The sequence below is a fragment of the Gilliamella sp. B14384G10 genome, from assembly GCF_016101685.1.
Taxonomy (GTDB): Bacteria; Pseudomonadota; Gammaproteobacteria; order Enterobacterales; family Orbaceae; genus Gilliamella; species Gilliamella apis_A.
This window is the reverse complement of the sequence record NZ_JACFQA010000001.1, coordinates 862510-884909: the sequence shown is the minus strand read 5'-3', so window position 1 is coordinate 884909 and position 22400 is coordinate 862510. Positions and strand designations below refer to the sequence as shown.

The 22400-nt window shown below is 33.7% G+C and carries 20 protein-coding genes; 19 read left to right on the top strand and 1 reads right to left on the bottom strand.

The genetic code is table 11. The features are described from left to right. The first annotated feature begins 1 nt into the window (after window position 1). From holB to yciH, 6 genes are all read left to right on the top strand, one after another. Window positions 2–1000, top strand: coding sequence for a DNA polymerase III subunit delta' (holB, locus tag H3T54_RS03955; protein ID WP_181414615.1), 999 nt, complete (start codon window positions 2–4; stop codon window positions 998–1000). Between the two features lie 62 nt (window positions 1001–1062). Continuing rightward, window positions 1063–2463, top strand: a complete 1401-nt coding sequence (locus H3T54_RS03950; RefSeq protein ID WP_198221030.1) for an MBOAT family protein — start codon at window positions 1063–1065, stop codon at window positions 2461–2463. Between the two features lie 18 nt (window positions 2464–2481). Then, window positions 2482–3753 carry a DUF459 domain-containing protein gene (locus H3T54_RS03945; protein ID WP_198221028.1) on the top strand — a complete coding sequence of 424 codons (1272 nt, stop codon included), beginning with the start codon at window positions 2482–2484 and terminating at the stop codon, window positions 3751–3753. Next, window positions 3746–4921 carry a GDSL-type esterase/lipase family protein gene (locus H3T54_RS12050; protein WP_198221026.1) on the top strand — a complete coding sequence of 392 codons (1176 nt, stop codon included), beginning with the start codon at window positions 3746–3748 and terminating at the stop codon, window positions 4919–4921. The genes H3T54_RS03945 and H3T54_RS12050 overlap by 8 nt, the downstream gene beginning before the upstream one ends. A 30-nt stretch (window positions 4922–4951) precedes the next feature. Continuing rightward, complete coding sequence (pyrF, locus tag H3T54_RS03935) at window positions 4952–5659, top strand: orotidine-5'-phosphate decarboxylase (protein WP_110447114.1); 708 nt, start codon at window positions 4952–4954, stop codon at window positions 5657–5659. Window position 5660: 1 nt separating this feature from the next. Further along, the gene (gene yciH / locus H3T54_RS03930; RefSeq protein WP_305040874.1) at window positions 5661–5981 is read left to right on the top strand and encodes a stress response translation initiation inhibitor YciH; all 321 of its coding nucleotides are present in this window, start codon (window positions 5661–5663) and stop codon (window positions 5979–5981) included. 49 nt (window positions 5982–6030) lie between these two features. Here the strand turns inward: yciH and tmaR are convergent, their stop codons facing one another. After that, a complete protein-coding gene (tmaR, locus tag H3T54_RS03925; RefSeq protein WP_065577725.1) occupies window positions 6031–6351 on the bottom strand; it encodes a PTS system regulator TmaR in 321 nt (106 codons plus the stop codon). 304 nt (window positions 6352–6655) lie between these two features. Here tmaR and accD point away from each other — a divergent pair, with 304 nt between their 5' ends. The 13 genes from accD (at window position 6656) to bamA (ending at window position 22385) form a co-directional block, all read left to right on the top strand. Further along, window positions 6656–7546, top strand: coding sequence for an acetyl-CoA carboxylase, carboxyltransferase subunit beta (gene accD, locus H3T54_RS03920; RefSeq protein WP_110447116.1), 891 nt, complete (start codon window positions 6656–6658; stop codon window positions 7544–7546). 6 nt (window positions 7547–7552) lie between these two features. Continuing rightward, entirely contained in the window at window positions 7553–8824 is a 1272-nt protein-coding gene (folC, locus tag H3T54_RS03915; protein WP_232351503.1) for a bifunctional tetrahydrofolate synthase/dihydrofolate synthase, read from the top strand. 12 nt (window positions 8825–8836) lie between these two features. Beyond that, window positions 8837–9379, top strand: coding sequence for an SPOR domain-containing protein (locus H3T54_RS03910; protein WP_198221024.1), 543 nt, complete (start codon window positions 8837–8839; stop codon window positions 9377–9379). A gap of 60 nt (window positions 9380–9439) precedes the next feature. Next, window positions 9440–9925, top strand: coding sequence for a CvpA family protein (locus H3T54_RS03905; protein WP_110448014.1), 486 nt, complete (start codon window positions 9440–9442; stop codon window positions 9923–9925). Window positions 9926–9943: 18 nt separating this feature from the next. Beyond that, window positions 9944–11461 (top strand): amidophosphoribosyltransferase, encoded by a 1518-nt coding sequence (gene purF / locus H3T54_RS03900; RefSeq protein WP_110447119.1) that lies wholly within the window; start codon window positions 9944–9946, stop codon window positions 11459–11461. Between the two features lie 470 nt (window positions 11462–11931). Continuing rightward, on the top strand, window positions 11932–14655 hold the full coding sequence (locus H3T54_RS03895; protein WP_198221022.1) for an inverse autotransporter beta domain-containing protein: 2724 nt from the start codon (window positions 11932–11934) through the stop codon (window positions 14653–14655). Between the two features lie 120 nt (window positions 14656–14775). Continuing rightward, entirely contained in the window at window positions 14776–15885 is a 1110-nt protein-coding gene (locus tag H3T54_RS03890; protein WP_198221021.1) for a hypothetical protein, read from the top strand. Window positions 15886–16062: 177 nt separating this feature from the next. Next, a complete protein-coding gene (locus H3T54_RS03885) occupies window positions 16063–16269 on the top strand; it encodes a YheU family protein (RefSeq protein WP_198200960.1) in 207 nt (68 codons plus the stop codon). Window positions 16270–16353: 84 nt separating this feature from the next. Then, window positions 16354–16986, top strand: coding sequence for a cAMP-activated global transcriptional regulator CRP (crp, locus tag H3T54_RS03880; protein WP_034903327.1), 633 nt, complete (start codon window positions 16354–16356; stop codon window positions 16984–16986). A gap of 46 nt (window positions 16987–17032) precedes the next feature. After that, a complete protein-coding gene (locus H3T54_RS03875) occupies window positions 17033–17758 on the top strand; it encodes an isoprenyl transferase (protein ID WP_198200958.1) in 726 nt (241 codons plus the stop codon). Beyond that, a complete protein-coding gene (locus tag H3T54_RS03870) occupies window positions 17758–18600 on the top strand; it encodes a phosphatidate cytidylyltransferase (RefSeq protein ID WP_198221019.1) in 843 nt (280 codons plus the stop codon). The genes H3T54_RS03875 and H3T54_RS03870 overlap by 1 nt, the downstream gene beginning before the upstream one ends. 13 nt (window positions 18601–18613) lie before the next feature. Then, window positions 18614–19936, top strand: coding sequence for an RIP metalloprotease RseP (gene rseP, locus H3T54_RS03865; protein ID WP_198221017.1), 1323 nt, complete (start codon window positions 18614–18616; stop codon window positions 19934–19936). 25 nt (window positions 19937–19961) lie between these two features. Then, complete coding sequence (bamA, locus tag H3T54_RS03860) at window positions 19962–22385, top strand: outer membrane protein assembly factor BamA (RefSeq protein ID WP_198221015.1); 2424 nt, start codon at window positions 19962–19964, stop codon at window positions 22383–22385. Window positions 22386–22400: the final 15 nt, after the last annotated feature.

The following is a 22400-nucleotide window of genomic DNA, read 5'->3' as shown; positions in this document are numbered from 1 at the left end:
TATGATTTTTAATAAATATCCTTGGCTTGCATTACCTTTTCAGCAACTTGCTGATACGATTGTTAATAATCGGGCACATCATGCCATGTTAATTAATTATATTCAGGGAAGTGGTGAAGAAGAATTGATAAATCTACTGGTTAATCGATTAATTTGTCAATCTTCACAACAATTAGAGCCTTGTGGTAATTGTCATAATTGCCAGTTGTTTTTATCTCAGCATCATCCTGATTATTACGTAATTACACATGAGCAAGGTAAACAATCAATTGGTATTGATCAAATACGTAGTATTTCGACTAAAGTTTATGAAAAATCACAGCAAGGTGGCAATAAAATAATTTGGATCAAACATGCGGCTTCAATGACGGAAGCTGCAGCTAATGCATTGCTAAAAACATTAGAAGAGCCGCCAGAAAATACCTATTTTATTTTGAGTGATGAGCATAATAGCCAATTTTTACCCACAATTCACAGTCGTTGTTTTAGTTATTTTTTACCTATTCCAAAATTAGAACAATCCATTGATTGGTTAAAAAAACAACACAATCACCTATACAGCGATAATGAGCTTGCCACTGCATTATTATTGAGCGAAAATGCGCCACTAAATGCAGCAATATTACTTCAACCTGAAAAATGGCAGCAGAGAAAATCATTTTGTGAAAATTTATTAGAAATCTTACCGCAAAATAATTTTTGGCAATTAGCAAAAACTTTTAATCATGAAGGTTTTTTTGAGCACATTACTTGGTTTTGTGCATTGTTAAGCGATGCCTTAAAAGCCAAACAAAAAGTAGGTCGATACATAGTTAATCGCGATCAAGTGCCTTTAGTCAGGCTACTTGCGACAAAGAATAATGATGAAATAGCTTCGTTGTATCAAATTTGGTTACAAGCGAGGAATTTATTGTTATCGGTCACTGGATTAAATAAAGAATTGATTATCTATAATGCTTTAGCTCAATCACAACTAATTGGCTATCAGCAGCAGAATTAAGAGAGTAATAATATAGAAATAAAGTTTTGGTCAACGGTATATTTACAGATGAAAGGATTGCAGTGAGTTATTTATCGATTGAATTTGGTCTAATTTTTGTGGGTTTCTTTGCGATATATTGGGCTTTTAGATTATTACCAAAATTTCAGAATATATTACTTTTGATTTCAAGTTATCTTATTGTTAGTAGTTATAGTTTGCAGTTTGCTGTTATCCTTTTTATTTATACCTGTGCGATATATTTTGTTTCTGTGATGATTGCTGGTTCCAAACATCATGCTAAGCGATGGTTGATATTAGGATTGGTTGCGGCAATCATCAATTTAGCATTATTTAAATATTTTGATTTTTTTCGGTATGAGTTACAGTCATTATGTAATTATTTAAACTTATCAATTTTAATACCTGTTGTTACGGTTCTTATTCCAATAGGCATTTCATTTTATACTTTCCATTCTGTAAGTTATTTAGTATCAATTAAAAAAAGAGAATTACCGGTAGCGAGATTTTGGGATTTTGCTTTGTTTTTAGCTTTTTTCCCCAGTTTAATTGCCGGTCCAATCAATCGAGCAAAAACGTTTCTACCTCAAATAGCAGTAAGTCAACCTAGAGATATTTTAGAACCCTTTCGCGCTTTTACATTAATTATTTTAGCCGTCATAAAAGTTTATTGTCTGGGCGGATTAATTAGTGAAAATTGGGTAACGCCAATTTTTTCAAACCCTTTAGAATATAGCGTTATTGATTTATTAGTTGGCTTATATGCTTATGCTATGCAAATTTATCTTAACTTTTCTGGTTATACTGATTTAGTGACAGGGATTGCACTTTTATTAGGTTTCCGGCTGCCGATTAACTTCAATTTTCCTTATTTAGCCTCTAATTTACGTGAGTTTTGGGATCGCTGGCATATTAGCTTATCTCATTGGATTAGAGATTATATTTATATTCCTCTCGGTGGCAGCCGTTGTGGTTTTGTTCGCACTCAAGTTAATGTGATGTTAGCGATGTTGCTGTCTGGATTATGGCATGGAGCTGGGATTAATTTTATTATTTGGGGGGCCTGTCACGGTATAGGCATTGTCTTTCTTAATATTTTAGATCGTTTTATAGGTAGAGGATGGATAACGCAACGTTCGCCAACTGTTGCTCGATTATTAACTTGGCATTATATCTGTTTTACCTGGCTATTTTTCTGTTGTGAGAGCTTCACTGATGCATTAGATTACCTATATGCTTTATGCCACAATTTTACCGTAGATTCACATTATATCGGGGCATTTATAAGTACAGGTATCGTATTTTTTATATATCCAATATGTAAAAATATTCCTACTTGGAGTGCGTTACAATTTAGTAAAATAAATAGTATTTACCTGCCAGTCTTTTTTATCCTTATATTATGGCTAACAATCTATTTAGCACCTTCTGGTGTACCAAATTTTATTTATGCTAATTTTTGATTATGATGAAAAATTAAAATGACATACAAAAAAACATTTTCGAAAAATAGAAGAAATACGTCTAAAAAAATTAGGCCACAAAATCAAGTGTTGAAAAATAATACTTTTAATAATAAGAGAACTAAAAACAATTTTAAAAAATCAGATTGTTTACTAGATAAGCAAGATACGCTTTCTGCAAAAAAAATTTTTTTCCTATTATTTATTACCGGTATTGCATTAATTGCAATTTATCACCGATCAATTTTAATCTATTGGCAACAAACTTACCATTCCGATCTTTTTAATTCAGAAAGTGTTACTCAAGACTTCATAAAAGAAGATTCTGACGAACCTATAGATGAAATTTTATTAGGATCTCAAACAACAACCGTTGAACAGAATGATAACTTAAAAGATTTTAATATTCATTTGGTTAAAGATGTTCTAATTATTTCACAACCAGATGTTGTTAAAATAAACAATACGACTAAACAACAAATACATAATCAATCCATTCCTAATAATAAAGATGTTACTCAATCAAAAAATCAGCCGAATGAGCCAGAAAACAATCAAGCATCTTTATTAACTGATATTGAAACACCTAAAGTGCCAAAACATGATATCCCATTAATTCATGAACCATTACCAATAGTATTAACTGAAAATGATAAGGTCTTTTTTGCCGGTGATTCATTAATGCAAGGCGTTGCACCATATGTTAAAAAAATGTTATTCAAACAATATAAAATAGAAAGCATTGATCTTAGTAAACAAAGCACGGGACTTGCTTACCCAAAAGCCTTTAATTGGCCAAAAACAATTAGTGATAACTTAATTACCGATCCTTCTATTAAATTACTTGTGGTATTTCTGGGGCCTAATGACCCGTGGGATTTTCCCTTAAAAGGATACCCTAAATACGTTAAATTCAAATCACCTATATGGGAAGAAGAATACCGTTTGCGTATAGCTGCTATTTTAAATAGTGCTTATGAACATGATGTACAAGTTCTTTGGCTAGCAGCCCCTTGTATGCGTAAACCGAAACTCAATGAAGGCATGGTGTATTTAAATATGTTGTATCAATCTGAAATAGAAAAAGTACAACAACATTTTTTAACTACTAATCAGTTATTAGGTTGTACTTATGAGAATTTTACAAGTTTTGTTGAATCCGATAAAGGAAAAATAAAAGTAAGGGTTGATGATGGCGTCCATTTTACCACCACCGGCCAGAAAATTTTAGCCACGGCTATTATGGAAAAAATCATTTTTAAACAATTAGAGGACAATGATAGTGATTAAACTTTTAAAGTATATTCTTACTGTAATGATTGTCACTGTTTCTGTTGGTTGCAGTGTCGCTGAAAGTAGAACAAGTGCACTATCCGGTATTGTTGACTTTGGCGATCCCAATAGCAAACAATTTATCCAACGATTAAACTCATTGTCCAAAAATACAAATAGTAATCAAGTAGTGAATATCACTCAACTTGGCGATTCTCACTCTGCAGCAGATTTTTTTACTGGTGAATTTCGAACTTTGATGCAACAAAAATATGGTAATGCAGGGATTGGCTGGGTCACTCCGGTTGCGATAAAAGGTCAAAGCCATGCAGGGGTAAGTTGGAAAGCAAAAAACTGGAATGTATTAAGTAGCCGAACATTAAGTAATTTAGATTTCCCGATGGGAGGATTTATTGCTAAGCCAACCAAAGATGTAGCGACTATACAGCTGATGCCTAAAAATGCTGGCAATAAAAATTGGCGAGTACAATTAACCGTTAAAGTTTTAAAAAATAGTCCTAATTTGTTGAATATTTATGATGCTAATGATAAAAAAATAGATATTAGCTATTCATCCAAAAGTAATGTCTGGCAGACAATATCTTTTATCACTAAAGCACCTTTTTCTATCAAAGCAACTAACGATATTGAAATAGGTGGTATATGGTTAACTCGTTACCAACAATCTGGCGTTGTTGTCTCTTCGATTGCAACTAATGGTGCCAAACAGACAATATGGCAGAAGTGGGGCCCTAACTGGTTAAATGAATTATCGGCATCAAAAAGTGATTTGATTATTCTTGAATATGGTACAAATGAAAGTTTTGATGAAACTTTAGATGCGAATGCTTATCGTAAAAACTTGGTGAAAAATATTCGTCAAATTCGCAAATCCTCACCAAATTCGGTAATATTATTAATGACGCCACCAGATACAATGTTAAATGAAAAGAATTTTCCAAAGTCTTTTGCTAAAGTAATGAGTATCCAAAAACAAGTTGCTAAGTCAGAGAAAACGCTATTTTGGGATTGGCAACTGGCAATGGGCGGCCCTCATTCTATTAAAGATTGGCGTAGGCGAGGCCTTGCTCGTCCAGATTTAGTACATCAAACATTACAAGGTTATAAAGAAAGTGCTCGTATATTCTATGCTGATTTAAGTGAATTTATTAAAAAGAATAGTTAAAAATTTATAATTAAAAGGAATAACTAAGTTATGTCATCTCCAATTATTGTTGCTGTTGATTTTTCTGATACAAAGTCCGCATGGAATTTTATTGATAAAGTTGAACCTAAAGATTGTCGCCTTAAAATCGGTAAAGAATTATTTACTCATGCTGGTCCTGATTTTATTAAACAGATACAACAAAAAGGTTTCGATATTTTTTTAGATCTCAAATTTCATGATATTCCTAATACGGTAGCCAAAGCAGTAGCTGCGGCTGCTGAGCTAGGTGTCTGGATGACAAATGTTCATGCCAGTGGTGGAGTGCGCATGATGGAGGCGGCGAAAGATGCCCTTTACCAATATGGAAAAGATGCACCTTTATTAATTGCGGTTACTGTACTAACGAGTATGGAATCTTCAGATCTTAAAGAAATTGGTATTGAGGTATCGCCATTAGAACAAGCAACTCGTTTAGCATTATTGGCCAAAAACTGTGGGCTTGATGGTGTAGTTTGTTCAGCTAAAGAAGTACAGAGCTTTAGAACACGACTTGGTAGTGATTTTAAATTGGTTACACCTGGTATTCGTCCGGCCGGTTCTACACCTGATGATCAGCGACGAATTATGACTCCACAACGAGCGCAGGCAGCTGGTGCAGATTATTTAGTCATAGGTCGTCCTATAACGCAAGCGGATGATCCAAGCAAAGCATTACAAACTATTTTATCAACCCTTGATTCATCTAAGAGCAATTAGTATGTCAGATAATCCAATTGTTTATTCAACTGAGCATGGTCGAATAACACCTGAAAAAGCCACTAAGCCTCGTCCTAAAGGTGATGGTATTATTCGTATTTCACGTCAGACATCGGGCCGAAAAGGAAAGGGAGTTTGTGTGATTGATGGTTTTGACTTAGATGATGGCCAATTACAGCAATTAGCCGCCGATCTTAAAAAACGTTGTGGTTGTGGCGGTTCGGTTAAGGATGGAAAAATTGAGATTCAAGGTGATAAACGCGATCTATTAAAATCACTAATAGAAGATAAAGGATTTAAAGTTAAACTTGCTGGAGGTTAGTAACCAGAAAATAATACCCTTTTAAAAAAGGGTATTATTTGAAAAGAAATTAATTAGAACGGTAACCACGCATTTTTTTACTGATGTCACGACGTTCCTTAGAAATTTCAGCATTTTTGATGATGTAATCATCAACACGATCATCGTAATCGCTCTTCATGTTGGCAATAATAGCTTGAAGCTCTTCGTAAGTCATATCAGGTTTAATATAATCACTTAAATTTTCAAGTAATAATACGCGCTTTTGGTTGTCACGAATTTTCTTCTCGTTATCTGAGATTTCGCGTTTTAATTTGTTTAAACGACGTGACAAACGAATGTATTCAAGAACATCTTGAAATGATGGTGCGGCTGATTTTTCCTTGTCCATCTATAACCCCTTATTTCTGAAAAAATGAAAAACAATTATTCTTTAATTATATACCAATAATTTTTTGTGGTCATATTAAATATAGTTTTATTGTTAAATGTTATAGTTAAAAATTAATTTTGATGATTATTTTTGTTTTGTCTGAACTTTTTTAAAGTTTGGTTGTATATTATTTTTAAGTAATATCAAAAATTTTATTGAATTGCGGATAAATTGATATAAAAGCAAAAACAAGTATTAAGAATTATTGCAAAGTATTATACAATACGTCGTTAATTATAGAGTACCGAATGAGAGAATCATAATGAGCTGGATTGAAAAAATTCTGAGTAAAAATAATATATCGTCAGATCATAAAAAGGCGAATATTCCAGGTGGTGTTTGGACTAAATGTAGCAATTGTGAGCAGGTCATTTATCAAGCTGAACTTGACCGAAACTTAGAGGTCTGTCCGAAATGTGATCACCACATGCATATTCCTGCCCGAGTTCGCTTATATCGTTTCTTAGATGAAGGATCTGATGTCGAAATTGGTGCAGAACTTGCTCCGAAAGATATTTTAAGATTCAAAGATACTAAAAAATATAAAGATCGTTTAACTGCGGCACAAAAAGAAACTCACGAAAAAGAAGCTATGGTCGTTATGAAAGGAACACTACTAGGCATTCCGGTTGTCGTAGCTTGTTTTGAATTTGCTTTTATTGGTGGATCAATGTCATCGGTGGTTGGCGCTTTATTTACTCGTGCTGCTGAACAAGCAATTGCAGATAAATGCCCACTAATTTGTTTTTCAACCAGTGGTGGTGCTCGTATGCAAGAAGCACTATTCTCATTAATGCAAATGGCAAAAACGAGTGCTATTTTAGCTAAAATGCAAGATGAAGGATTACCATACATTTCAGTAATGACCGATCCAACAATGGGCGGTGTATCTGCAAGTTTAGCTATGCTAGGCGATATTAATATTGCAGAGCCTAAAGCATTAATTGGTTTTGCTGGCCCTAGAGTAATACAACAAACTGTACGTGAAACATTGCCAGAAGGATTCCAACGTAGTGAGTTTTTACTTGAAAAAGGCGCAATTGATATGATTATTCATCGTCGAGATATGCGACCAAAAATTGCTGGTTTATTGGCTAAGTTAATGAAACTTCCTAACCCTTTTGATAATGTCGTTAATGATGAAACAATTTAATTGATCATGCAAAATAAAATCCCTGATGCCATGTCAGATCTTGAGACATGGCTTTGTTACTTGGAACAGTTACACCCTTCAAGCATTGAATTAGGGCTGGAAAGGGTAAAATCAGTCGCTGAGCGATTAGATTTATTACAACCAGCACCTTATATTTTCACTGTAGCAGGCACTAATGGCAAAGGGACAACTTGTCGTACGCTAGAAATGATTTTACTTGCTGCTAATAAGCGTGTTGGTGTTTACAGTTCTCCACATTTATTACGTTTTACTGAGCGAGTTAGAATCAATAATCAAGAGTCAACCCCATCAGATACTGTTAATGCATTTGCTGCGATTGAAAAGGCCAGAGGCGATGTTTCATTAACCTATTTCGAATATGCAACACTCGCGGCTTTATATCAATTTAAGCAAGCTCAACTAGATATCGTTATTTTAGAAGTGGGGCTAGGTGGTAGGTTAGATGCCACCAATATTGTTGATGCTGATATTGCAATTATAACGACAATCGGTATCGATCATGTTGAATATCTTGGCAATACCCGAGAAAGCATTGGGCAAGAAAAAGCGGGTATTTTTAAACCTAAAAGCATCGCTGTAGTTGGCGAACCTGAAATACCATCTTCCATTTTAGACGTTGCCCATGCTATAAATTGTCCTATCTTTGCTGTAAACAAAGATTGGTCTTATCAACAAATTGATAAATTATTCTGGCAATTTCATTCTTCGATAAAGCAGTATAAAAATCTTCCGATTCCACATGTACCTCTCGCTAATGCTGCAACAGCAATTGCAGCCCTTAGTTATTCACCATTTTCTATTACTCAAAAACAAATAGACAGTGCTCTTGAAAAAACTAGCTTGATAGGACGTTTTCAAATCATCCAATCATCACCAACAGTAATCGTTGATGTTGCTCATAACCCTCATGCGGCCAGTTATTTAGTCAAGCAAATTGAGTTATTAAAACAACAACAATTAAAAGTTGGAAAAGTGAGATTTGTGATAGGAATGCTTAAGGATAAAGATATTAAAAGTACTTTATCTATATTTAATGCTGATCAGTGGTATTGTGCTTCACTTTATGGTGAACGGGGATGTAATGCTGATATATTAAAGCAGTTTTTACAAGAAGAAAATGTAGCGAACATTGCAACGTTTGATTCGGTATATGAAGCATATCAAAAGGCTATGCAAGAAGCTAAAGAAGATGATATTATTGTCATTTGTGGTTCATTTCATACCGTTTCTGCCGTTTTGGATACTGTAAGCAACTAGGCAAATGTGAACATGGATAATAATCAAGAGAAAATTAAATGTGGCTCAAATAAAGTTAGAAATCAACTTATTGGTTTTGCTACATTTTTATTAATAATTGCTATTATTGCTCCAAATATAATCACTGATAAATCTAATTCGCAAACATCAACAGTTCCTATATTACAATCAGGTGTAATAGATGAACAAAATCAAGATGTTGCTCTGAAAAATGAATCTTCTTATACACCTGATTCAGATCAATATCCTAGCCCTTTAGCTTCACCTGATATTATTGATGAGAGTTTTGATTCTCAAATAACGACATCTTATGAACAAACTGATAAACCCTATATGATTCAGCTTGGTGCATTAAAAAATAAGAAAAAAATTGAGGAACTAGTTGCCTTATTAAGGCTGAATAACTATAACGTTAGAGTGATACCAAATAATCCTGGGCCAAATCAACTGATAAAATTACAAGTGGGTCCTTATGCGAAAAGAGAACAAGCTGAACAGTTGATTAGTAATTTAAATAATTTAACTAAGTTAAAAGGTGTAATTATTACTAATTAACAACCATTTTATGATGTATAAAGATTAAAAAATATTAATATAAAATTGTGAGTTATTATGATGAATTGGGTTGATTTTACGATTATCGGTGTGATTCTTTTATCTGCACTGATTAGTATTATTAGAGGTTTTGTCAAAGAAGCGCTATCTTTAATTAGTTGGGTGCTAGCGTTCTTTATTGCCAGTCGTTTTTATATGTACATTACTAGTTATTTGACTTATTTTGATAGTGATGTCATTCGGATTGCAGTTGCTATTGCGATACTTTTTATTTCGACATTAATTGTTTGTGCAATCGTCTCTTATATTATAGGTCAATTAGTCCAAAAAACAGGACTATCAAGTACCGATCGAGTATTGGGAATTTGTTTTGGGGTATTAAGAGGTATTTTAGTTGTTGCAGCAGTGCTCTTTTTTGTTGATACCTTTACACCTTTATCTCAATCTCCATATTGGGTGCAATCACAACTTATTCCGCATTTCCATTTTATTATTCGCTGGTTTTTTGATTTTATACAGCAGTCGTCTTCATTTTTAGTTCAATAAGTTTGAGGTAATCATTGTATGTGTGGTGTTGTTGGTATTGTAGGATGTAGTACTGTTAATCAATCTATTTATGATGCTTTAACTGTTTTACAACATCGTGGACAAGATGCAGCTGGGATTGTAACCATTGATGAACAAAATCGCTTTCGTTTACGTAAAGCAAATGGTTTGGTAAAAGATGTATTTCAAGAACATCATATGCAACGTTTACAAGGTAATCTAGGTATAGGTCATATTCGTTATCCAACCGCGGGTAGTTCAAGCCCTTCAGAAGCTCAACCTTTCTATGTAAATTCGCCATATGGCATAGCATTGGCTCATAATGGTAATTTAACTAATACTGAACAGTTACGAGATAAGGTGTTTGAATTAGCAAGACGTCACATAAATACTAGCTCAGATTCAGAAGTATTACTTAATATTTTTGCTAGTGAGTTGGATAAATTTCCGACTTATCCGTTAACTGCAGATAATATCTTTAGTGCTGTCCATCAAGTTCATCAAATTATTAAAGGAGCTTATGCTTGTGTCGCAATGATTATTGGTCATGGGCTGGTTGCTTTTCGCGATCCATTTGGTATCCGACCATTGGTTATTGGTAAAAAAGTTATTGATGATCAAAAAACAGAATATATGGTTGCCTCTGAAAGTGTCGCTTTAGATATTCTCGATTTTGAATTTATGCGAGATGTAGAGCCAGGCGAAGCTATTTATATTACTCAAGATGGTCAGCTTTATTCTAAACAGTGTTCTGATAATCCGCAATATTACCCATGTATTTTTGAGTATGTTTATTTTGCTCGACCTGATTCATTCATGAATGGTGTATCTGTTTATCAATCACGGATATTAATGGGGCAAAAACTAGGACAAAAAATAGCTAGAGAGTGGAAAGATATTGATATTGATGTCGTCATCCCTATTCCAGAAACATCCTGTGATGCAGCTCTTGAAATTGCTCGTATTTTAGATAAACCTTATAGACAAGGATTTGTTAAAAATCGTTATGTAGGGCGCACCTTCATTATGCCTGGACAAAATGCTAGAAAACTTTCAGTAAGAAGAAAACTTAATGCTAACCGTATTGAGTTTGAAGGTAAAAATGTACTTCTTGTTGATGATTCTATTGTCCGAGGGACGACGTCTGAAAAAATTCTTGAAATGGTTCGTTCTGTTGGCGCTAAAAAAGTTTATTTAGCTTCGGCTGCACCAGAAATTAGATATCCTAATGTTTATGGTATCGATATGCCTGTTGCTAGTGAGCTAATTGCTTATAATCGATCAGTAGATGAGATTGCAAAAGAAATCGGAGCTGATAAATTAATATTTCAAGATCTCTCTGATTTAATTGATTCTATTAGAGAACAAAATCCCAAAATTCACCATTTAGAATGTTCTGTATTTACTGGCAACTATATTACAGAAGATGTTGATGATAATTATTTTAATCAATTAGAGAATAATAGAGCAGAAACTAAAATATCTTTGCCAATTAAAGAATCTGAAAATCTTGAAATTTATAATGAAGAACAATAGCAGTTATTTAATATTGCTAAAAATTATGACAAGATTATAATAAATAAATCTGAAGTAGTAATTTCAGATTTATTTATTGAAACCAATCAGTTTAATTAGTTTGAAATTTGAACGTATCGATTAATTGTTCATTAGTAAAAAACTATATTTTTCAACAAAGTAATAAAAAAGCTAATTTATCCTAAAAAACTCTCTAATATAACCTTATGAAAAATAAGGATAAAATCTATCTTTACAAAAAAAATCAAAAAAAAGAATAAAATATTTTGATAAATGACTTTTTTGTAATAAAATTCTTATAAATTTGATCTTTTTGTAAAGAAATATTAATTTTGTAAAAGTGATTTAATAATATATAAACTTAATTAAAAGCTAATAAATAATCACAACTATTAATGACAATGGTGTAATGCTAAAAAACATAAAAAAAACATTCTAATATTGTCAGAGGAATATAAGGAATAATTAAGATGACAAAGAGTCTTAATTTAAAAATTATCTCAGCTTTCGTAATTGCAACGTTGTCTCTACAACCTGTTTATGCTACAGACTCGGAGACAGCATCAAACGCAGTTGATAGTAATAAGATAATTGAATTAAAGAATGGAACTAAAGCTCGAGAAATGATAAATAATCAACAACGTAGTCTATATCAGATTGCGTTGTTAAGTAGTATTTCTATTTCAGAGTTAAGAACGATGAACGCCGGTCGATTTGACAAGAAAGATGTTGTTGATGTTGGTGACCGTTTAATTTTGCCTGAAAATTCCCCTTTATTACCAGCTATAAAAGTTAGTAATGATAAACAAGATAAATATTCGAATTTACCTAAATTGGGCTCTGACGATAATTATAATGTAAAACAAGATAAAGATGCTTTAGCTACACAAGTGGCGTCTACATTACAAACTCTCGCTACTCAAGACTGGAAGCAAATTACTTCATCAGATAATGGCGGTATATCTGGTCATTTAAAAGACAAAGGTAAAAATTACGCTGAAAGTTATGTTCGTAATGGCGTTAAGACACAGGTTGTCGATCCTGTTCGTAATGCAGCACAAGATTTCTTAGGGCGTTTTGGTACTGCTCAGTTACAGTTTGATTTGAGTGATAAGGGCCAATTTAATAACGTCAATTTAAAATTATTTAGTCCTTGGATTGATACCGAGGATATGTTGATTTTTAGCCAAATTACATTCCAAGAATATGAACATAATCGCCGTATAGGTAATATTGGTATTGGTCAACGTTGGGATGTAGCCGATAAAAAATGGTTACTTGGTTATAATGTGTTTTTGGATCACGACTTTCAACGTGCACATAACCGTTTAGGTATTGGTGCCGAGGCATGGAGTGATTATATGAAATTCGCGGCTAACTATTACCATCCACTCTCAGACTGGAAAAATTCTAAAGATTTTGATGATTATTTAGAAAGAGCTGCAAAAGGTTTTGATATCCGTTTTCAAGGTTATCTGCCACAATATCCTCATTTAGGTGGATCGCTAATGTATGAACAATACTTTGGTGATAAAGTCGCATTATTTGGCAAAGATAACTTACAAAAAGATCCTCGTGCTATAACTGTTGGCTTGGATTATACCCCTGTTCCGCTTTTCACGATCAAGGCACAACATAAACGCGGACAAGATAATAAAAAAGCTACCACAGCAGAATTAACCATGAATTATCGGATTGGTACGCCATTAAAAGACCAATTAGATCCAGATATGGTGCAATCTGCACGATCTTTAAAAGGCAGTCGATATGATTTAGTTGATCGTAACAACTATATCGTTCTTGAATATAAAGAGAAAAAAATGACTGTCGATTTAGGATTAGAATCTGTTCAAATAATTGAAGGTTCAACATCTAATATTTTTATAGGTTTGCATAATGCTAAAGGTGTATCCCAGTTAGTGTGGTCTGGTAATATGCAAGATATCGATAATGGCGGTGGTTTTTTATGTTCTGCAACGGGAACGTGTACTGGTTCTTCATGGCTTAATCCACCTGCAACTGTTGATAATTGGAAAATAGTAGCACCGAAGTATCTGAATAAAGACGGTCAACGTCAACCTGTAAGTACTAATGGAGTTTATTCTTTATCGGTAACGGTTACTGATAGTAGAGGAAAATCAGCAACCTCCAATGCTGTATCATTTGAAGTTCTACCTAATACCGAACTTCGTAGAGTTGGTGTTTGGGCTATTGATAAACTTGGTAGACCAAGTGCAGATCCTATTCAGAATCCAGCTAATGGTTCAGAAGCAGTTACGGTAATGGCAACTTTGGTTATGCCAAAAGATGAAGTAGCAAGTCGAAGCATGACTGATTATGATGGATTTAGTGATGATGTTTTGATGGATAGCATTGCTAATACGTTTGAAGCTTCGGTTACCAATTTGTGGATAGCAACTAGCAATGGTAAGCCAATTAATTTGATTGATGGAACTTCTGGAGATGTAAGTGCCTGTCCATCAGTAGAGCCTTGTGTCATTGTTAAATCATTTGAAAAAGTTAAGATGGGACAGAAGGTATCTAGTAATGCTGCAACAGCGAAGGATATCGAAGTAATTGGTGATACTTATGCTATTGATGTAGCTTCAAATATTACTGGTACGGTGGATTTTGTGGCTAAACTAAATCAATATGGTCAATCCATGAACCATGCTGTTGTTTACTTCAATGGTGGGCAAGCTGGTAAGCTTGAAGTTTATCGAAGTCCAGACAATGCATTAGTTGCAACTAGTGATAATAGTCCTTATTTGGTATTCAATCCGAATGGTCCCAAAGAGTGGAAAGTTCATAGTGAATATTATGTAGTCGCTTACGATATGGCTGGTGAAGTAATTCAAGACCCATTTGTTGTCTGGTCACTTGTTGGTTCAAATGAGAGTGCATGTCCAGGTACTAAGACGACTCATATAAAAAATGATTACGCTAATCCAGATTATCGAAATGGACCGTGGTTTAACGTAAGTATGGGTAAAAATGCACATTATAAAATTCGAGGAATCAAATCGAAAGGAAATGGCAGTAACAGCGATGGTGAAGATAGCTATGCGTTTATAGGTACAAGTATTGAAAAAGTTGATGGTGCACCTGAGTATGTGAATTGGCAACAAGTATCTATTCCTGAAGGGGCATGTGCTGGTGACCAAGGCTTTTTATTACAAATTACAGCTTATTAAAATTAGAAGAGTTTTTAATTGTCACGATTTATCGTTGATAATTTAAAAGGGAACACCAAAAAATGGTGTATTTATATAAATACAACATGTTAATTTATCAAAGAAAATAGGAAGTTAAACATGAAAAATCTAGCAATCAAAAAAGTCGCATTAGGCTTGTTCTTAGCTGGTTATGCAGCTAGTAGTGCCTATGCAGTAGATCTATCAAGAATAGCAACTAATCTAATAGAAGGTAATGCACCTGTTATTTATTCTGACCTAAATAAAAAAGAACGACAAGTGACTGTTCGTATTTCTGCAGACGAAGCAGGTTCAACAGCTACAGGTCATGATAAAAAAGCACAAGTTGGTGATTATATTCACGTCTTTTATGAATTAAGAGATTTGGATGGCGATCTAGATGAAACTGGTGCCGTAAAAGATACATTAAAAGTATGGATTAATGATGGTACGAATTGGAAAAAGATAACCAACCTTCTTGATATTAGATATGCCAATGATGGTGAAAAAGGTCACTTATATTTTGAAATCACTGAAGATATGGCTGGTGCTGTGAAAGTTGGTTTACAACTTCAAGAGAAAACTACATTTGGTAACCCAAATACAAACCAATGGTTAGACATTGCTGATATTTGGGGTGCTAATGAACCGGGAATAAAACCAGATCTTGGTGACGATGAAAAACCAGGTGACGATACTGGTCCAGGTGATTCAGATCCTGATAACCCAGTAGGACCAATCATTTCTGAAAAAACTACAAAAATTGGTATTTTCAAATATAATACAGATGGTTCACTTGATATGACTATAAATTTAGCTAGTTTGTCAAGACCAGCAAGCATTACAAATGATGATGAGTGGGCTCAAAAATCAACACCACGCTACGGAGATCGCTTAGCTGCTGTTGTTTGGCAAAAAGTGAGCGGTGACACTAGTGATACTGCTGCACCAGGTGCTAACGATAGAATAACAACAGATTTATATACATTCACATGGAATCTATCAGGCCCTTCTAACGACACTACTGGTAATGTAGCATCTTCAGCAGAAGTTACTGCAGGTGTTTATACTGTAGTTGGTAATAATACTAATGATTCAATTGCTTTAGGTGCGGTTAACGCAGCAGGAGGCAACGTTGCTTTAACAGGAGCAAAACATAACTCAGTATATAGTATCGCAGGTACTAAAGCTGGTATTCAAGGCTTCAGACTTAAAGTTACAGCAAACTAATTATTCATTAGTTATGAAATTGATAAAAACCACTCTTTTGGGTGGTTTTTTTTTGATTAAATAAACTTAATTTAAGCTCAATGGCTAAAAGTTTTAGTCAATATAATATTTTATTGTGCACTTCTTAGCATGAAATTGATACAATAAACTGAAATAGCCCAATAGATAACTACAATCATGATTATTCCTTGGCAAACACTTGACCCTCAAACATTAAATAATCTTATTGAATCTTTTGTATTAAGAGAAGGTACTGATTATGGTGCACAAGAAAAAACGCTTTCTGATAAAGTCAATGATGTGAAACTTCATTTACTTAATGGAACTGCCGCAATTTTTTGGTCTGAATTACATGAAACAATTGATATCAAAATTATAAAATAATGATTAAAATCGTTTTATTGAGTATATGATTTATTGTGTAACTTTGTTATAGTGTTATCGTAGTAATTGAATGGAGAGGACGGAATAATGATTGGTAAACAGCAATCAGATACAACATTAGAATGGTTTTTATCTCATTGCCATATTCATAAATATCCAGCTAAAAGTACCCTTATTCATCAAGGAGAAAAAGCCGAAACTCTCTATTATATTTTGAAAGGATCTGTTGCTGTATTAATTAAGGATGATGAAGGTAATGAAATGATTTTGTCTTATCTAAATCAAAATCAATTTCTAGGTGAATTAGGTCTTTTCGAAGAGGGCACGGAGCGTAGTGCTTGGGTTAAAGCGAAAACAAGTTGTGAAGTGGCTGAAATTTCCTATAAAAAATTTAAACAGCTTGTACAAGTTAATCCCGATATTTTAATGCGACTCGCTAGCCAAATGGCAAGTCGATTACAAGTGACATCAGAAAAAGTGAGCAACTTAGCTTTTTTAGATGTTGCTGGACGAATTGCACAAACCTTATTGAACTTAACTAAACAACCAGATGCAATGACTCATCCGGATGGTATGCAAATTAAAATTACCCGTCAGGAAATTGGACAAATAGTTGGTTGTTCACGTGAAACGGTAGGCAGAATTTTAAAAATGCTTGAAGACCAACATTTGATTTCGGCACATGGCAAAACAATTGTGGTTTATGGTACCCGTTGATTATCGAAATTGTGATTAAAATGATTGAGATATTACGAGATATTAAATGACACAACAAAGATATATTCCAAATCATGTCGCTATTATAATGGATGGTAATGGTCGTTGGGCTCAGCAACGTAATCAATTAAGGGCGATTGGTCATCGAGCGGGTTTAAAAGCGGTTCGTAAAATTGTCACTCATGCCGCAAAAATAAATATTAAAGTATTAACTTTATATGCTTTTAGTAGTGAAAATTGGAAACGACCCTCTAATGAGGTTTCAGCGTTAATATCACTTTTTATTTATGCTTTAAATCGTGAAATCAAAAATTTAAATAAACATAACGTTCGTTTAAATATTATTGGCGATATATCAAAGTTTCATGAACATCTCCAAAAACTGATTATTGATGCCCAATACTTAACACAAAATAATACTGGCCTTGTTCTCAATATTGCGGCTAATTATGGTGGTCGCTGGGATATTGTACAATCAGCGCAGAAAATGGCAACTGAGGTTTTGCAAGGGAAAATAAAAATTGAAGATATTAATGAGGATAGCTTTGCTTCAACTATTTGCATGAGTGATTTGCCTGAAGTTGAATTAGTTATTCGTACTGGTGGAGAGTATCGAATGAGTAACTTTTTATTATGGCAAAGTGCCTATGCAGAACTCTATTTTACTGACACACTTTGGCCTGACTTTAACTCAATATCCTTCGATGAAGCGATAAGCGTATTTAATACTAGAGAACGACGTTTCGGCGGTGTTCAAAATGAGGAACTTTAATGTTAATTCACCGTATTCTAACTGCACTAATACTTATTCCGCTGGTAATTATTGCTTTATTTTTTGCGCCATTATCAATATTTTTTTATCTAATCATTGCTGTTTGTGGAATGGCTGCATGGGAATGGACTAATTTTCTCGCTATCACTAAACCATTAAATAAAATTATTTTTGCATTTGCTGTTGTAATGTTATTAAGTTTAGTTTACCTAATTCCAAATACAGAATTAATAAAATACAGATTATTCAATTATATAATTTGTTTATCGATTATTTGGTGGTTAGCTGCATTATTGCTGGTTATTAGTTATCCAAAATCAGCAAAATACTGGTCTAATTCTATAGTTATTAAGTTGTTATTTGCTTTATTTACTCTGTTTCCTTTCTTTATTGGTATGATTGAGCTACGATCAATTAATTATACATTAAATACTTATACTGGTGCTGTTTGGTTGCTATATGTATTTGTGTTAGTATGGGCTACAGATACTGGTGCATATTTTGTTGGAAGAGCGTTAGGTAAACGAAAATTAGCAGCAAAAGTATCGCCCGGTAAAACGATAGAAGGCTTTTTAGGTGGGGTTGGTTCTGCTATTTTAATTAGTACATTTGTTTATTTAACTGGTTATTTTCAATTGAGTTTCACTACCTTTATATTGAGTTCTTTATTGGCTATTTTGGTTTCAGTATTGGGCGATTTAACTGAAAGTATGTTTAAAAGAGAAGCTGGTATTAAAGATAGTGGTAATTTAATACCTGGGCATGGTGGCATTTTAGATCGGATTGATAGTTTAACTGCGGCAATTCCAATGTTTGCGGCACTATCTTTACATTTACTTTAAAAGGTTATTGATTTTGCTCTGGTCACTGTTGTTATTTATTATTACTATCAGTATATTAGTCACTGTACATGAGTTCGGACATTTTTATGTGGCTAGATTATGCAGGGTTCATGTTGAATGTTTTTCGATAGGTTTTGGTAAAAAAATATGGTCACATAAGTTTTCAAGTGGAACTGAATTAGTTATTGCTATTATTCCTCTAGGTGGCTATGTTAGAATGCTCGATAGTCGAGCAGGGCAATTAGCTCCCGATTTTGAAAAACTTGCTTATGATAAAAAGAAACTATGGCAAAGAGCCGCAATTATTTTTGCGGGTCCATTTGCTAATTTTGTTTTAGCTGTGCTTATCTATTGGATTATTTTTTTGATGGGAGTCGTAGAGTACCCCGTTAAAGTAAAAAATGTCATACCATTAACTCCGGCTGCAACTTTGAGTATCCCAGCTGATTCTGAGTTAAAAATGATAGATAATGCAAAAATTGATAGTTGGAATGATGTAAATATTGCATTATTAACTGCTTTAGGTAATCAAAATATTAAAGTAACCTATATAGATAGTTTAAATGGCGATAAAAAAAACAAAGAAGTGACTAAAAATGTTAATATTAGTCATTGGTATTTTGATATAGAGAAAGATTCTGCTATAACAGCATTTGGTTTTATACCTAAACAGTTGGAAATTTATCCAATTGTGAGTAAAATTGTGAAAGATTCAGCTGCTGAACAAGCTGGTTTGCAAGTTGGTGATAAAATTATTAGTTATAATGATCAGTTATATACAAATTGGAATGATTTTACTAATACAATAAAAAAAGCCGAAATTATGGTGTTGAAAGTGGATCGTAATGGTAAAAATATCAATATGATTCTAACACCCAAAATAAATCAAAATGGTGAGGGTGTTGCAGGGTTTTATCCTACATCTGATTCAGTAATTAAGCAGTATAGTTTTTTAAATGGATTTGACAAGGCGATGGAACAAACTATATTAACAACAAAGTTAACTGTTCGATCTCTTTATCAATTAGTAACAGGTGTTATTGGTCTTAAGCATTTATCAGGACCAATAACTATAGCAAAAAGCGCAGGGCAAACAGCAAGTTATGGTTTTACTCCTTACTTATATTTTCTTGCCTTTATTAGTATAAGCTTAGGTGTAATCAATCTTGTTCCATTACCAATGTTAGATGGCGGGCAGTTGCTTTTTTTATTCTTTGAAAGAATAAAAGGAAATGCCTTATCAAATAAAGCACAAGAGCGTTTTTTTCGTGTCGGATTTGTTTTATTAATGGTAATAATGGGAATTGCACTATTTAATGATATTTTACGATTGTAATGGGATGAGGTTATAAATATATACGATGAAAATAAATAACTTACTTATAGCATCTTTGCTGTTTAGTACTACAGCAGTATATAGTTCCAATGCATTTTGTGTTGATGATTTTGTAGTTAAAGATATCAAGTTTGAAGGTCTGCAGCGAGTAACTGTTGGCGCTGCCATGCTTGAAATGCCAATCCAAATTGGTGATTATGTAAATGAATCTGACTTAGGGCGTATTATTAAATCTCTCTACTCAAGTGGTAATTTCGATGACATCACCGTATCAAGAGATGGGGATAGGCTGATTGTACATGTGCAAGAGCGTCCTACTATTGCCAGCATTACTTTTTCCGGTAATAAATCTGTTAAAGATGATATGTTGAAAAAGAATTTAGATAGTACAGGTATTCGAGAAGGTGATGCATTAGATCGCACAATGCTCTCAGGTGTTGAAAAAGGTTTAGAAGACTTCTATTACAGTGTAGGTAAATATAATGCTCAAATTAAAGCTGTAGTTACGCCATTGTCTCGTAATCGTGTTGATCTAAAATTAGTTATTGCTGAAGGCAAATCTGCGTTAATTGATCAAATCAATATTGTTGGTGCAAAAGCTTTTTCATCAGAAGAACTGATTTCTCGTTTTACATTACGTGACGAGGTTCCATGGTGGAATATGCTAGGTGACCGTAAATATCAAAAACAAAAATTAGCATCTGACTTAGATGAATTGCAAAGTTTTTATCTAAATCGAGGTTATGCGCGTTTTAACATTGAATCTACACAAGTTAGTTTAACTCCAGATAAAAAAGGTATCTATGTAACTATTAATATCCATGAAGGTGAACAATATAAATTATCTGGCTTGGATTTTAAAGGTAACTTTGCTGGTCATAAAGAGGCAATAACCAAAATAGCCAAAGAAAAACTAACTGTTGGTGACCTTTATAGTGGTAGCAAAATTACTGATATTGAGGATAATGTAAAACGCTTATTAGCTAATTTTGGTTATGCTTACCCACAAGTATCTATTCAACCAGAAATGGATGATGCATCACATACTGTTAAATTGATAGTATTAGTCGATGTTGGTCAACGTTTCTATGTCCGTAATATTAAGATTGTCGGAAATACAATTACTAGTGAAAGCGTTGTTCGTCGTGAACTTCGTCAAATGGAAGGTTCATGGTTAAGTAATGGCTTGGTCGAACTTGGAAAAGATCGTTTAAATCGACTTGGATTTTTTGATTCGGTAGAAGCGAATACTGAACGTGTTCCTGGCGTAGATGATCAGGTTGATATCATCTATAAAGTTTCCGAACGAAATACAGGTAGTATTAAATTTGGTATTGGGGTTGGCTCTGATAGTGGTGTTAGTTTTAATGCTGGTATTTCTCAAGATAACTGGTTAGGTACTGGTAATAGTGTTTCTTTTGATATTAATACTACTAGCAATGATAAAACAGCATCAATATCGATTGTTGACCCATATTTTACGGTTGATGGTGTCAGTTTAGGCGGTAGTGTTTATTACAATACTTATAAAACTGATAGTGATGATGATGAGTCAGAATATTCAAGTAAAACGTGGGGCGCTACAGCTAATTTAGGTTTTCCAATAAGTGAAAATAACTTTCTTCGTTTTGGTGCAGAATTTGCTAACCATAAATTAACTGATATGCAGGCACAGTATAATATGTGGCGCTATTTTGAATCAATGGGTGAAAATATGAAAAATAAAGATAAATCTTTTTCATATGATACCAACGATTTATTGTTAAACGCTTATTGGACATATAATTCATTAGACCGCGGATACTTTCCAACTGATGGTTTAAAAGTGACTGCAAATTTAAAAGCAACAGCGCCAGTATTTGACAACCGATACTATAAAATGGTTACTGATGCATCTTATTACTATCCAATTGATGGAGATCATAATTGGGTGTTCTTAGCTCGTGGTCGATTAGGCTATGGTGGTGGATTTGGTGGTAAAGAATTACCATTTTATGAAAACTTCTATGCAGGTGGTTCAACCGTTTTACGTGGTTTTAAGTCAAATACTGTTGGACCTAAAGCGGTATATTTTAATAAAGATGGTTGTCGAACTCTAAATGATACATCGGGATGTGAAAAATCTAAAGATGCTATTGGGGGGAATGCTCTAGCATTTGCCAGCACAGAATTGGTTGTCCCTACTCCATTTGCCAGTGAAAAATATGCCGATAGTATTAGAACATCAGTATTTTTTGATGCCGGTACTGTTTGGGATACCGAATGGGATCTAAAAGGAAAAAATATTCCTGATTATAGTTCCCCATCGGATATTAGAATGTCAACGGGTCTTGCTGTTCAATGGATGTCTCCATTAGGTCCATTGGTATTTTCTTACGCACAACCACTTAAGAAATATAATGGTGATTCAGCACAACAATTTCAATTTAATATAGGTTCAACATGGTAATACCAAGTTGTGAAT